Genomic DNA, 14,471 nt, shown 5'->3' on the forward strand with positions numbered 1-14,471 from the left:
TCCAACAGGGCTCTCGTGCACACAGGCGTTCAGGCGCCGCGAAGGAGGCTGGGATGGCTGGATGGAATGCGGACACGGCAGCGGGCCCGGTGGGTCCGGGGACCGTGACGTTGGTGGAGGGTTCGTCCTTCTGCATCTCCCAGGCGAACGGGGACATCCAGCCGGAGCATCCGCACGGCGTCTTCCATGACGACACCCGCATCCTGTCGCGCTGGAACCTGCTGGTCAACGGCCAGGCCCTGGAATCCCTGACCGCCTCGACCACCGAACCCTACCGGGCCCTGTTCATTGGCCGCGTGCCGCGTTCGGACGGGTACGCGGACAGTCCCCTGATCGTGGAGCGTGTCCGCGAAGTCGGCGCCGGGATCCTCGAGGAGGTCACCATCCGGAACTACTCCACGGAGGAAGCCGAATGCGAGATCACCCTCAACGTCGAAGCGGACTTCGCGGACCTCTTCGAGGTCAAGGAAGCCCGGGTCCAGCGGCGCTGGGAGGAATCCCGGGAGGCCGACGGCGACTCGCTGGCCATCAGGGGCGCCTGGGAGGACGTCCGGAAGGGCGTCGTCGTCAGGGCCAGCGGTGCCGACGTCACGGCGGAGGCCCTGCACTACCGGGTGGCCGTCCCGCCGCGCGGTCGCTGGAGCACCCGGCTGAGCGTGGTGCCCGCCTCCGGCGGCACCGCACCGGCGTCGTTCGTACGGCAGGCCGGCGGCGAGGCATCCCCGAGCGACCGCCGCCGGCAGGAATGGGTGGCGAAGATTCCGAAACTGCACATGGGCAACCGGTCCATTGAACGCACGCTCCGGCGCAGCTATGACGACCTGGGCGCGCTCCGCATCGAGGACCCCGCCCACCCGGAACGGGTGGTCGTGGCCGCGGGCGCTCCATGGTTCATGACCCTCTTCGGCAGGGACTCGCTCTGGGCATCGGAAATGGCACTGCCGGTGGACCCGTCCCTGGCCTTGGGCACCCTGCAGACCCTGGCGGACCGGCAAGGAAGAGTGGTGGATCCCATGAGCGAGGAAGAGCCCGGAAAGATCCTGCATGAGGTCAGGCTCGGTGTCTCCAGCGGGCTCTCGCTCGGCGGCAAGTCCGTCTACTACGGAAGCGTCGACGCCACCCCGCAGTTCGTGATGACCCTCGGTTCAGTCAGCCGGTGGGGTTTTGCGAAGGACACCATCACCGCGCTGCTGCCACACGCCGACCGCGCCCTGGATTGGGTTCGGAACCATGGGGACAAGGACGGCGACGGCTTCGTCGAGTACGAGCGACTCAACGACCAGGGCCTCATCAACCAGGGATGGAAGGATTCCTGGGACGGGATCAATTTCGCGGACGGCCGCTTGGCAGAACCGCCGATCGCGCTCTGTGAGGTCCAGGCACTGGTGTACTCGGCGCTTTTGTCCCGCGCATGGATGGCGTACGACGGCGGAGACGCGCCTTTGGCGGCGCAACTCACCGCCGAAGCGGCAGAGTTGAAGAAGCGGTTCAATGAAGCGTTCTGGATGCCTGACCGCGGGTATTACGCGATCGCTTTGGACGGCAAGAAGCGGCAGGTGGACGCTTGCGCGTCCAACATGGGCCAGTGCCTGTGGCACGGCATCGTCGACGAAGACAAGATTCCGTCAGTGGCTGAACGCCTGATGTCCCCGGAAATGTTCTCCGGCTGGGGCGTGCGGACCCTGGCGAGCGACATGGGTGCCTACAACCCCGCCAGTTACCACAACGGATCGGTCTGGCCCCATGACAACGCGGTCATCGCCGTCGGCCTGCTGCGCTACGGCTTCGTGAAGGAGGCACAGCGCATCGCCACGGCCCTCTTCGAGGCTGCCGAATACACCGACGGCCGGCTTCCGGAACTTTTCTGCGGATTCAGCCGGGACGAGGTAGCCGAGCCCGTGCCGTATCCGACGGCGTGCTCCCCGCAGGCCTGGGCGGCCACCACGCCGATCATGCTGATTACCAGCCTGATGAGGTACGACGCCCACATTTCCCGCGGCGGCTTCTGGATGGACCCGGCGCTGCCTGAGTCGTACGGGGACCTGCACATCACCAACGCGCCCATGGGAAGCGGCCGGATCACGATCGACATCACGGCTTCGGAACCTACCGTGCAAGGGCTGCCCGAGGGAATCGCCTTTCACCGGGAGCACCGGCCGTGGCTGACGGAACTGATGGACCAGGCCGGGCTCGGGGACCGGGGTTAGCCCGGGGCGCCCGGCTGGAACAGTTCGATGAGGTTTCCGGCGGGGTCGGCGAGCAGGATCTGGCGCCCGCCAGGGCCGGCAACCACGTCACTTCGGAAGGCCAGTCCCGCGCCGCGGAGCCGGCCGATCTCGGCGTCGAGGTCGTCGACGATCAGGTGGATGCGGTTGTGCCCGGGCGCTGCGGCATCGCCTTGCGTGGCGCGGGCGCCGGAGCTGGCCGGGCCGGACAGCAGGAGCCGCAGCGGGCCGCGGACGACATCGGCGAAGGCGGGAGCGGCGTTGGTGTTGAGGGTGAAGCCGAGGTGCGTGGTGTAGAAGTCGATGGCCGCCTGGACGTCGTCGACGAGGTACCGGACGCTGGCGTACTGAGCGGGGTCTGTCATGGCCGGATTCCTTTCAAGGGGTGGCGGAGCGTCCAGCTAGTGCGAGAACCCGGACGCCGCTTCGGTGAGGCTCTTGCCTTTCGTTTCGGGGGCCAGCCACTGGGACAGCGCGGCGCCGACGAAGGCGATGCCGGCGGCGATCAGCATCGATGTCGCCGGGCCGAGGTTGACCATCGCCCAAGGCAGCAGGAAGGTGCCCAGCCCGGCACCGACGCGGCTGACGGCGGCCGCGAAGCCCGTGCCCACGCAGCGGACCTCCGTGGGGAAGACCTCGCCGGGGTACACCCCGGTGAGGGTGCCGACCATAGCGTTGAAGAAGGAGAACGCGAGGAACAGGGCCAGCACGGCGGCGGGCGGAGCACCGGCCCACAGGCCGATGACGGCGAGGAGAACGGTGCAGATCCACTGCGGCGGCACGGTCAGCACGCGCCGGCCGACCTTGTCGATCAGCAGGACGGTGAGGATCACTGCCGTCAGGGCGACGGCCGAGAGGCCCACGCCGCCGGCGAGTCCGCCACCGAGACCGTACTGCCCGAGCACGCTGTCCGCGAAGGTGGCGATGGCGAAATAGGGTGCCACGGCGCAGAACCAGAACATCGAAACGAAGAGCGTCGCCCGCCAATAACGCCGGGAGAACAGCATCCCGAAGGTGCCTTTCTCGGTGTCTTCATGCTCGACGTCGGACATTTCGGCAGCGTGTTCCATGTACCGGTGGGCGACTGCCATGGCCTCGTCCTTGCGGCCCTGGTTCCATAGCCACCGGGGCGACTCGGGAAGGCCGAACCGGGCCACGAACAGAACCACCGCAAGCAGCGTGCTCGTGCCGAGGATCACGCGCCAGCCAAGTGTGGTCGAGTGGGCCAGCCAATAACCGAGCGCGAACGCGACCATGAACCCGGTGTACCAGGCGATCAGGGTCAAGCCCAACAGCCGCCCGCGCAGCTCGGCCGGGGCGAATTCGGACATCAGCGGCCAACCCACCGAGTACTCCATGCCGATGGCTACGCCCATCATCAGCCGGACCACGAAGAGCAGTTCCGCCGAGTCGACGAAGAACTGCAGGCCCGATGCAACGACGAACAGGCCCATGTCCACCATGAACAGGGGCTTGCGGCCGAACTTGTCGGCAGCCCAGCCGCCAGCGGGGGAGCCGAAGAAGATGCCGAACAACGGGGCGGCCGCGATCAAGCCTTCCCACAGTGTCGAGAGGTTGAGGTCCTCGGTCAGGCTTCCCGTGACCGGGCCGACGATCCCGAGGATGTACCCGTCCAGGAACATGCCGCCCGCGAGGACGAAGACCAACCTTTGCATGAAGCGCCGTTTGAATGCCGACGTCGCTGCCGAATCCCCGGTGATGCGCGATCTTTGTGACATTGGACGAGCCTCTTCCTCCCTCCATGATGGCCCCAAGCGGCGGAGGGAGGAAGGGCTGCGCGGCAGGCTACGCGTCCGCCGCGCCGAACCAGGTGCCCAGCGCTTCGGTGAGCCCCTCGGCCGACCCTTCGCCGACCCACGCCACATAGCCGTCGGGACGCACGAGGACGGCGGTGGGTGAGGGAACGTTCCCCAGCGCCGGCAGCTCCCACGCGCCGTCGTAGTTTGCCGCGACGTGCCGGACCCGTGCGGCCCAGGCGCCGAGGTCCAGGGGCGGCCCGCCGAGCTCGAGCAGCACCGGCCTGGCCGGGTGAAGCAGTTCGAATACCCGCACGGTCCCATTGGGAACGACGACGTCGAGGTCCGGCATCCGGCGTCCAAGCAGCGGGTGCCCGCTTCCGGAGTCATTCGAGCCCGGGCTGTAGGCGACGTCGAGCCCGGTGACCAGGGCGGCCACCAGCGGGCCCGCGCCGTCCACGCCCAGCACCTCGTCCAGCAGGTCCCGCAGCGCTTCCTGCCGCGGATCGGCCTTCTGGAACAGCGACTGCGCCATGGTGTACTTTAGCGCCCGGGCGCCGGCGGGGTGCCGTTCGGCGTGGTACGTGTCGAGGAGTTCCTCGCCGGAGACGCCCCGCACCACCTGGCCCAGCTTCCAGCCGAGGTTGACGGCGTCCTGCAGCCCCAGGCCGATGCCGAGCCCGCCCGTGGGCGAGTGAACGTGTGCCGCGTCCCCGGCCAGCAGCACCCGGCCCTTCCGGTAGGACTCCGCCTGCCGGGTGGCATCCGTGAAGCGGGACAACCACGTGGGGCTGTGGACGCCGAAGTCCGTGCCGAACACCTCGACCAGCCCCCGCCGCAGGTCATCCAGGGTGGGCTCCGTGTTCGGGCCCAGCACCGCCTCTGTCACCACCACGCGCACCATGCCGTCGCCCAGCGCATGCAAGCCGTGGACCCCGCGCTCGTCGATCTTCCCGGGTTGGGTCAGCTCCCCGGTCACCTGCACCTCGGCGATCAGGCTGCTGCGCGTCGCGTCCGGACCCACGAAGCCGATGCCTGCGGCCCGCCGCACCATGCTCCGCCCGCCGTCGGCGCCCACCACGTACCTGGCCCGCAGCGATTCGCCGGAGCCGAGCACAACGTCCACGCCGCCGTCGTCGGCCTCGACGCCGGTGACCTCCACGCCCCGCCGGATCCGCACCCCCAGTTCCTCGACCCATTCGAGCAGCAGCCGCTCGATGTGGTTCTGGAACAGCGCCAGCGTGTAGGGATGCCGGGTCGGCAGACTGCCCAGCGGAAGGGCGGTGCTGCCGAAGGTGGCGGCGGCAATGGTCGTGCCCTCGTCGAGGAACCGCCCGGCGATGCCGCGCTGGTCGAGCAGCTCAATGGTCCGGGCGTGGATTCCGCCGCCGCGCCTGCCAGCCAACTCCTGCGATCCGCGCCGTTCGAGGACCACCGGGTCCACGCCGGCCAGCCGCAACTCGCCAGCCAGCATCAAGCCCGTCGGCCCGCTCCCGACGATCACCACGTCGTGCATCCCTGACCACGCCCCTTCCGCGTCCGATGGCCAGTATCAAGCAGGCAGGGGGCCTTCCCGCAAGCCCCGTTCCTGTGGTTTTTGTCCGGGCAGCACGCCATCATGGAGGGAAGCGGGAGGGCTGCGGTGCTGCCGGCATCGCGTTGGATACCCGCAGCGGAGGTGCCGTGGCATGCCTGACGTTCCATCACCCGCGGAGCAAGGGAACCCGGCGCCAGGGAAAACAGCGCCGCCCCGGGTGACCGATGCCTTCCTGGCCGGCTACTTCGCGCAGCTCTCGCCGGACGAACTGCAAGGCTACGGCGCCGACACCCTCCACGCCTGGGCGGGCCACCACCTCACGCTGGCGTCCGCACGTGAACCCGGCCGGGCCGCCGTCGGGATCCTTAACGAACTGGACGCGAGCATCATGGCGGTGGTCGCCGAGGACCTCCCGTACCTGGTCCAGTCCGTCACGGCCGAGCTGACCCGGGACGAGGTGTCGATCCGCCTGCTGGTGCACCCCCGCTTCCACGTGCTTCGCGACCCGGTGACCCACGAACTCCTCGAAGCCTGGACCGGCCCGTCCCCGGACGGCGTCCTTAGCGGCAGTGTCCTGAACAGCAGCTTTCTGAACGGGGACCGCGGGGCCGGAGCCCTGGAGGAGGTGTGGATCGCCGCCGAAATCGGCGTGCTCACCGACGCCGCCGTGGCCAGGGAGCTGGTCAGGAGGCTGCACGCGGTGCTGGACGACGTGCGGACCGTCGCCGCGGACAGCGGCGCCATCCACGCACAGCTGGATGCCGCCGTCGCCTCCCTGGCGGTTGCTCCGGCCGGAGCCGAACCGCCGGCGGATCAGGCGGGCGAGCTGCTCCGCTGGCTCGGCGACGGCAACTTCGTGTTCCTCGGCTATGACGAACTGGAGCCGACGACGGCGGGCGGCCCCGGCACGCCCACGCCCCGGCAGGGTTCCGGTCTGGGGCTGCTGAGGGAACCCCGCCGGGGCCCGGGCGCCGAGGCGCTGCCGCCGGTTCCGTTGGACGCCGAGGGGGAGGCGTTTCGGATGGCAACGTCGGAGCTGAAGTCCACTGTCCTGCGCCAGGCGTACCTCGACGAGCTGCGCCTGGTCCTGTATGACGGGGACGGCGGCGCCCGCGGTGAACGGCGCTTCGCCGGGATGTTCACCGCGGGTGCGGCGCATCACTCGGTACTGAGGATCCCGGTGATCCGGGACAAAGTGCTGGCCGTCTGCGGAAGCCTCGGATCCTCTCCTCGCTCGCACCCGGCCGAGGACACCCTCGCCATCCTGGAGAGCTTCCCGCGCGACGAACTGTTCCGCATCGGGGCCGACGACCTCACCCGGCTCACCGGCGACATCCTCCGCGCCGAAGTGCGGCAGAAGCCGAGGGTCTTCCTCCGGCCGGACCGCTCCGGCCGCTTTGTGTCCGCGACAGTCATCTTCCCGCGCCGCCGGTACAGCACCGCCGTCCGGCTGCTCATGGAACGGGAACTCCGGCGGGCCTTCAAGGCGGACTCGATCGAGTTCGACGTCCGCCTGACCGGCTCGCCGATGGCCTTCGTGTTCTTCCGCCTGCACCTCTCCGATGACCGGGCGGATGTCCAGGCCGCCGGGACCGCCGGCGAGCAGTCCCTCGCGCTGGAACGGAGGCTCATTTCGGCCGTGCGGCCGTGGCCGGACGGCCTCGAGGAAGCGCTCCGCGAACGCTTCCCGGCGGCGGAGGCGGCCCGCCTGTCCGGGCGGTGGCTCGACGCGTTCCCTGCAAATTACCGTGCCGACTACGAACCGGAATCCGCCGTCGGGGACATCGTCACCTTCGGGTCCTTCAACCTCGACGGCGCCGGCGGGCGTCCCCTCGGCGATCCGCTGCTCACCGTCCATTCCGGCGCCGCAGCCCCCGTCGGCGATGCGGCCCCCGCCTCCGGGGACGGCGCTGCAGCGCCTGACGGCGGAACTGCCGGCGGAGCACGGATCCGCCTTTACCTGACCAAACCCCGGAGCCTCACCCAGATCCTGCCTTTCCTGCACAACCTCGGCCTGGAGGTGATGGACCAGCGGCCGTACGAGCTGCACCCGGCGGGCGGGCCGGAGCTGTTCCTGTACGAGCTCGGCGTGAAGTATCCGGCCGGCGTCGACCCGGAGGCCACCAGCGGGTTGCTTGCCGACGCCTTCGTGGCCGCCATGCGTGGCGACATGGAGTCCGACAGGCTCGACGCCCTGGTGATCCGGGAACGCGTGGGCTGGCGCGAAGCCGCAGTGCTGCGCAGCTACGCGAAGTACCTGCAGCAACTGGGGACCACCAACTCCTACGACTTCATCGCCGACACCCTGGTGGCCAATCCGCGTGCGACCAATGCCCTCCTGGACCTGTTCCGGGCCAAGTTCGACCCCGGACTGGCGGGGCATCTGCGCGCGGAAACCACGGGGAGGGCCCGGCTGGAGCTGCTCGCGGCGATCGACGGGATTCCGGTCCTGGACGCGGACCGGCTGCTGCGTACGTTCATGGACCTGGTGGATGCAACGCTGCGGACCAACTACTTCCTCGGCAAGGGACACCTGAGCTTCAAGGTCAACCCCGCCTCGATCGCGATGGCTCCGCTGCCCCGGCCCGAATACGAGATCTGGGTGTATTCGCCGCGGGTCGAAGGGGTGCACCTGCGCTTCGGCGCCCTGGCCAGGGGCGGCCTGCGCTGGTCGGACCGGCGCGAGGATTTCCGGACCGAAGTGCTCGGCCTGGTGAAGGCCCAGAACGTGAAGAACTCGGTGATCGTGCCGGCGGGCGCCAAGGGCGGCTTCTACCCGAAGCTCCTGCCCGACCCGGCACAGGACCGGGAAGCGTGGCTCGCCGAGGGCCTGGAGTGCTACCGCATCTTCGTCCGTGGCCTGCTGGACCTGACTGACAACCTGGTGGTCACGCCCGACGGCGAGGCAGTGGTGCCGCCGGACGGCGTGGAACGCCACGACGGCGACGACTACTACCTGGTGGTCGCCGCCGACAAGGGAACCGCGACGTTCTCCGACGCGGCCAACGCCCTGGCCTCCGACTATGGTTTCTGGCTGAACGACGCCTTCGCGTCGGGCGGATCCATCGGGTACGACCACAAGCAGATGGGCATCACGGCGCGCGGGGCCTGGGAGTCCGTGAAGCACCACTTCAGCGATCTGGGCATCGACCCGCAGGCCGACGACTTCACCGCCGTCGGCATCGGGGACATGAGCGGCGACGTGTTCGGCAACGGCATGCTGCTCTCGCCGCACCTCCGGCTGGTGGCCGCGTTCGACCACAGGCACATCTTCCTCGATCCGGCCCCCGACGCCGCGGTGTCCTTCGAGGAACGCAAGCGGCTCTTCGGGCTGCCGCGTTCGTCCTGGGCGGACTACGACCCCTCGCTGATCAGTGCCGGCGGCGGGGTATACTCCCGCCAGGCGAAAACGATCGACACCACCGCGCAGGTCCGGGACGTCCTGGGCCTGGATCCCGGCGTCGAATCCCTCACACCCCAGGCGCTCCTGCAGGCCATCCTCCGGGCACCGGTCGACCTCCTCTACAACGGCGGCATCGGCACCTACATCAAGGCCTCTGCCGAGAGCCACAGCGAAGTGGGGGACAAGGCGAACGACGCCATCCGGATCAACGGCAGGGAGGTGCGGGCGCGGGTCCTGGCCGAGGGCGGGAACCTGGGCGTCACCCAGCACGGGCGGGTGGAGGCGGCCCTCGCCGGCGTCCTGCTCAACACCGACGCGATCGACAATTCCGCCGGCGTCGACTGCTCCGACCATGAGGTCAACATCAAGATCTTCCTCGACCGCATGATCGCGGCCGGGCGGATGGCCGCGGACGAGCGGACAGGCTTCCTGCAGTCCATGACCGGCGAGGTGGCCCGGCTGGTGCTGGCCAACAACGCGGACCAGAACGTGCTCCTCTTCAACGACCGGCACCTGGCGCTTGAATCGGCGCCGGGCTTCGAACGGATCATGGACTGGCTGGAAAGCACCGCCGGCCTGGACCGCGGCCTGGAGGGCCTGCCGGACGCGGACCAGCTCCATGACCGGGTGGCCGCCGGCGCCGGGCTGACCGCACCTGAACTCTCGGTCCTCGCCGCCTACGCGAAGATCGAACTGGCCAGGGAACTAGTGGCAGGCGACCTCGCCGACGACCCGTGGTTCACCCGCGTCCTCCGCGGCTACTTTCCCCGGCAACTGTCAGGTCGCTTCGGCGCTGAACTCGACGGCCACCCCCTGCGCCGGCAGATCATCTGCACCGTGGTTGCCAACGACATGATCAACCTTGGCGGGATCACCTTCGCGTTCCGCGCCATGGAGGAAACCACGGTCGCCGCATCAGCCCTGGCCAGGGCTTTCATCGTGGTCCGCGAGGCCTACGAGCTGCGGTGGTTCTTGGACACCGTGGCCGGCCTGCCGCCGGAGATTCCGAGCGAACACGCCGTCGAAGTGGCCCGGCCGATGCGCAGGCTCCTGGACCGGGCAACCCGCTGGTACGTCACGCACGACCACCGCGACCAGCCCGTGGCAGCGGCCATGGGCAGGATCATGCCCGCCCTGGACCTCCTTCGCACCCGGACCACCGAGTTCCTGCGGGGCTCGGACCTTGAGCGTGCCAAAGCCCGCCTGGCGCACTGGAACGACGTCGGGATGCCCCCGGAGCTGGGACGGCGCGCCTCCGACCTGCTGGAGAGTTTCTCGCTGCTGGACATCTCCCTCGTGTCCGAGCACGTGGACGAACCGCTCACCTCGGTCGCGGACATGTACCACACGGTGATCCACGCGTTCGGCGTGGGAACGCTGCTCCTGCGCATCACCGACCTGCCCAGGGACACCCGCTGGCAGGCCCTGGCCCGCGCCTCGCTCCGGGATGACGCGTACTCGGCGGTCGTCGAAATCACCACCTCCGTCATGCGGACCACCCGGGCCGGCGGGACCTCCGGAGCATCGGCGATGGAACGCATCGAAGAGTGGGAGCGGGGCCGCGAGGAGCAGTTGCGCCGGATCAAGAGCACCTTTGCCGAAGTCATCGCCCCGGGACAGGTGGACATCGCCTCGATCGCCGTGGCACTGAAGCTCCTGCGGACGCTGGCGCAGCGGTAGGCAGAGCTTCCGGGCCACATTTGTTCCTTCAGAAGCCGGCGACTTGTCACTAGACTCGAACCCATGACTGAGCAGGAAGGCCTCGTCACGTCGTCGCGCAGTCCGGCACAGCGTTCCCGGACCTTTGCCGGGATCCTGGTCAACACGGCCCTGGCGAACATCACGACGAGCTATCTGTGGTTCGCCCTCACGTTCTGGGTCTACCTGGAGACGCGGAACGTGATCGCCACCGGTGTGATCGGCGGGGCGTACATGCTGTTGATTGCCCTTTCCAGCATCAGCTTCGGCACGTTCGTGGACCGCTACCGGAAGCTGGCAGTGATGCGTTTCGCGGCCATCTTCACCTTGGTGATGTTCCTGCTGGCCGGGGGAATGTTCCTGCTGACACCGACCGCCCGTCTGTTGGACCTGACCCAGCCGTGGTTTTGGATTTTCACCCTCGTCATCCTCGTCGGCGCCGTCGTGGAGAACATGCGCAACGTGGCCCTGTCCACCACTGTCACGATCCTCATCGAACCGGACAAGCGGGCGAACGCCAACGGCATGGTGGGCATGGTCCAGGGCCTGGCGTTCATTGTAACGTCGGTCCTTTCCGGGCTCTCGGTGGGCCTGCTTGGCATGGGGTGGACTGTTGTTGTCGCGGTGGTGCTCACTGCGCTCGCCTTCGCCCATCTGCTTGTGCTGCGGATGCCCGAGGAAACCCGTGTTGCCACGACGGACGCCCACGGCGCGTTCGACCTGCGGGGCTCCATCGCGGCCGTGCTGGCCATCGCCGGCTTGTTCGCTCTGATTCTCTTCTCCACGTTCAACAACTTCATCGGCGGCGTCTATATGGCCCTGATGGATCCCTACGGCTTGGAGATGTTCCCGGTGGAACTGTGGGGGACGTTCTTCGCGCTTGGTTCCACCGGGTTCATCGTGGGCGGCGCACTCGTCGGCAAGTTCGGCCTGGGGAAGAACCCGTTGCGTTCGATGCTGTTCGCCGTGATCCTGATGGGGATTCTCGGGGCGGTGTTCACCCTGCGCGAATGGGCCTGGCTGTACGTCGCCGGGATCTGGCTCTACCTGGTCCTGGTGCCCGTGGTGGAGGCCGCCGAGCAAACAGTCATCCAGCAGGTGGTGCCGCTGAGCCGGCAAGGCCGGGTGTTCGGCTTCGCGATGGCGGTCGAATCTGCGGCAGCCCCGGTCACGGCGTTCCTTATCGCACCGATCGCCCAGTTCTGGATCATCCCCTACGCGCGGTCCGAAGAAGGAGCCGCCCAGCTGGCGCCGCTGCTGGGCGAGGGCACCTCCCGCGGCATTGCCCTGGTCTTCCTCGTCGCCGGCGTCATCATGATCCTCACGGCCCTGCTGGCTTTCCTGACCCCCGCCTACCGCCGGGTTTCGGCGTCCTACGCCGGTGCGGCCGCCGAAGAGCAAGCCGCGGAGACCACGGACCTTCCTTCCCACGGGTGAGCGGCGCCGTCCTTGTAGCGCGCCCTTGTAGCCCACCATGACCGGGGTTAGCATTGCCCCGCACCGGCGTCGAGCATAGCGAGGAGACTGTCATGGGAGAAACCACCACCGACCCCGCAGCGTCCCTGATGGTGGACCTGATCATTTCCCTGGACGGCTACGCCTCCGCCGAAGGCTGGCCCGGGTGGTGGGGACTGGAAGGCCCCGAATACCTCGCCTGGCTGGGGGAGGAAGGCGAAAAGGGCTACACCTTCCTGATGGGGGCCAACACGTACCGGGTGATGTCCAGCATGTCCCAGGAAGCCACGGACGAGGGCTCCGGATTCTCGGCGGACGAGGGCGCCGCGCTCACCGGCCTTGACGCGGTACCGAAAGTCATCTTCTCCTCCACGCTCAAAGCGCCCCTGAGCTGGCCGAATTCGGAGCTGGTCAGTGGCGACGCCGTCGAGGCCGTGCGGCAGATGAAACAGGACGGGAAAGGGCCACTGACCACCCTCGGGAGCCTCAGCCTCGCCCGCTCCCTGCTGAAGGCAGGACTCGTGGACCGGTTCAGGCTGGTGGTGTTCCCCGTGATCACCGGCAAGACCGGGCGGGAACGGATCTACGACGGCTACCCGGATGTTGCGCTCGAGATGGTGGGCAGCCGGACTTTCGATGGCAGGCTCCAGTTGCTCGAGTACGTTCCGACGGTCCTCGATGGTCCGCCGGGCGGCCCGGCCTGAGGAGCTTCTTCCGCGTTAGTGGCGCACCCGGTAGCGGATGTGGGTTACCAGCCCCGTGCCGCCCACCTCGATCGGTTCGAGCGAAAGGTCCCCGACGCCGTCCAGCAGCCGGCTGCCTCCGCCGAGGATGAGCGGGGAGATATGCAGCCGCAGCTCGTCGATGAGGCCCGCTGACAGGAACTGCCGGGCCGTCTCCGCGCCGCCCGCGACGGCGATGTCCCCGCCGTCGGCGGCTTCGCGCGCCTGGGCCAGGGCGGACTCGATCCCGTCGGCCACGAAGTTGAAGGTGGTTCCGCCGTCCATCTCCAGCGGCGGCCGCGGGTGGTGCGTGAGTACGAACACCGGGGCGTGGTAAGGCGGTTCCTCGCCCCACCAGCCGCGCCAATCCGGGGCCCACGGGCCGGCTCCGGGCCCGGCGAACATGTTGCGGCCCATGATGTACGCCTGCGAGGAGAGGATGCCCTTGATTGCTTCGGCATTGGCATCGGGTTCCTCGAACATCCAGCGGTGCAGGTTTTCCCCGCCCTCGCCCAAGGGCTCGGAAGGAGTCTGGTTCGGGCCGGCCAGGTAGCCGTCGAGGGAAACGGTGAGATCGCAGGTGACCTTGCTCATGAATTCCTCCCCAGGGACGGGTCCGTCGAATGCACGTCAGCGTTACCCTAACGGTACTGTCCATCGGCGGGAAGAGAAGCTGCGCAATGGCTCGTGCTTCCCCGGTACGGGATTGCCCCTACCGGCGGGCGCCGCAGGCGTGTTAAGTGGATAGGGGGATCCGCAAAGTCAGAAAGAGCAAAACCATGAATGAGGCACCAAGGTGGCAGCCGTTCGACCGCCGCAATCCAATGGATTTCACGGAGCCGTTCCGCAGGCTCTTCGAAGGGGAAAACCCGCGGTCCATGATCCGCGTGGAAGAGGAAACCAGGGACAACGTCCTGACGGTGCGCGCCGAACTGCCCGGTGTGGACCCGGACAACGACGTGGACATTTCCGTGACGGAAGGCCAACTGCAGATCCGGGCCGAGCGCAGGGAAATGAGCGAGCGGAAGGAGGACGGCAGCTACCGTTCGGAATTCCGCTACGGCTCCCTGTTCCGCAGCATTCCGCTGCCGAAGGGAGTCAAGGAAGAAGACATCAGCGCCAGCTACAAGGACGGCATCCTCGAAGTGAGGGTGCCCCTGCCGGAGGGCGAGGCTGAGGCAACGAAGCGCAAGATCCGGATCTCCCGCGACTAGACACCCCGCACTGAATCGCTTCTCCGCACTGGGACACCCCGGCCGTCCGGCCGGGGTGTCCCAGTGTGTAGCGGCTGCGGTGCGGAACTAGTCGCCGTCGCCGCGGACCGGGATCGTGGCGCCGATGAGCAGCTTGCCCTTTTCCTCGTTGGTGGCGGGGCGGATCTGGCCGCGCTCGGGCACGAACGCGATGGAGTCGTCCTTCTGGTCGGGGGCGTTGACGAAGGAGCGGAAGCGGCGCAGGCGCTCCGGGTCCTTCAGGGTTTCGGCCCACTCGTCCTGGTACGTTCCGATGTGCTTCGCCATCGCCGCCTCAAGCTCTTCGGCGATCCCGAGGGAATCCTCGACGACCACCTGGCGGACGTGGTCCAGTCCGCCGTCGAGTTCTTCCTGCCAGCGTGCGGTGCGCTGGAGGCGGTCGGCGGTGCGGATGTAGTACATGAAGTAGCGGTCGATGTAC

The 14,471-nt window shown here is 68.3% G+C and carries 9 protein-coding genes and 1 pseudogene; 5 read left to right on the top strand and 5 right to left on the bottom strand.

What is annotated here, in order from left to right; all coding sequences use genetic code 11:
* The first annotated feature begins 53 nt into the window (after window positions 1–53).
* The gene (locus D3654_RS14170; protein WP_120522131.1) at window positions 54–2,207 is read left to right on the top strand and encodes an amylo-alpha-1,6-glucosidase; all 2,154 of its coding nucleotides are present in this window, start codon (window positions 54–56) and stop codon (window positions 2,205–2,207) included.
* On the opposite strand, the gene D3654_RS14175 is transcribed toward D3654_RS14170, so the two are convergent.
* From D3654_RS14175 to D3654_RS14185, 3 genes are all read right to left on the bottom strand, one after another.
* Window positions 2,204–2,590 (bottom strand): VOC family protein, encoded by a 387-nt coding sequence (locus D3654_RS14175; protein ID WP_120522132.1) that lies wholly within the window; start codon window positions 2,588–2,590, stop codon window positions 2,204–2,206. The genes D3654_RS14170 and D3654_RS14175 overlap by 4 nt on opposite strands.
* Window positions 2,591–2,626: 36 nt before the next feature.
* Window positions 2,627–3,964: an MFS transporter gene (locus D3654_RS14180; protein WP_205571814.1), complete on the bottom strand. Its 1,338-nt coding sequence runs from the start codon at window positions 3,962–3,964 to the stop codon at window positions 2,627–2,629.
* 67 nt (window positions 3,965–4,031) lie between these two features.
* A complete protein-coding gene (locus tag D3654_RS14185; RefSeq protein ID WP_120522133.1) occupies window positions 4,032–5,498 on the bottom strand; it encodes an FAD-dependent monooxygenase in 1,467 nt (488 codons plus the stop codon).
* A gap of 172 nt (window positions 5,499–5,670) precedes the next feature.
* On the opposite strand from D3654_RS14185, the gene D3654_RS14190 reads away from it, so the two are divergent.
* The 3 genes from D3654_RS14190 to D3654_RS14200 all read left to right on the top strand — a co-directional run bounded on the left by D3654_RS14190 (window position 5,671) and on the right by D3654_RS14200 (window position 12,779).
* Window positions 5,671–10,602: an NAD-glutamate dehydrogenase gene (locus D3654_RS14190; protein WP_120522134.1), complete on the top strand. Its 4,932-nt coding sequence runs from the start codon at window positions 5,671–5,673 to the stop codon at window positions 10,600–10,602.
* Window positions 10,603–10,665: 63 nt separating this feature from the next.
* Entirely contained in the window at window positions 10,666–12,057 is a 1,392-nt protein-coding gene (locus D3654_RS14195; protein ID WP_120522135.1) for an MFS transporter, read from the top strand.
* A 92-nt stretch (window positions 12,058–12,149) separates the two neighbouring features.
* A complete protein-coding gene (locus tag D3654_RS14200) occupies window positions 12,150–12,779 on the top strand; it encodes a dihydrofolate reductase family protein (RefSeq protein ID WP_120522136.1) in 630 nt (209 codons plus the stop codon).
* A gap of 15 nt (window positions 12,780–12,794) precedes the next feature.
* Here the strand turns inward: D3654_RS14200 and D3654_RS14205 are convergent, their stop codons facing one another.
* Window positions 12,795–13,391, bottom strand: a complete 597-nt coding sequence (locus D3654_RS14205) for a dihydrofolate reductase family protein (protein WP_120522137.1) — start codon at window positions 13,389–13,391, stop codon at window positions 12,795–12,797.
* A gap of 185 nt (window positions 13,392–13,576) precedes the next feature.
* Here D3654_RS14205 and D3654_RS14210 point away from each other — a divergent pair, with 185 nt between their 5' ends.
* Window positions 13,577–14,011, top strand: a complete 435-nt coding sequence (locus D3654_RS14210) for an Hsp20/alpha crystallin family protein (protein ID WP_120522138.1) — start codon at window positions 13,577–13,579, stop codon at window positions 14,009–14,011.
* 87 nt (window positions 14,012–14,098) lie between these two features.
* Here the strand turns inward: D3654_RS14210 and D3654_RS14215 are convergent.
* Window positions 14,099–14,471 (bottom strand): annotated as a pseudogene (locus tag D3654_RS14215) (nitrite reductase (NAD(P)H)); the annotation flags it as partial.

The sequence above is a fragment of the Arthrobacter celericrescens genome, assembly GCF_003614925.1.
Lineage (GTDB): Bacteria > Actinomycetota > Actinomycetes > Actinomycetales > Micrococcaceae > Arthrobacter > Arthrobacter celericrescens.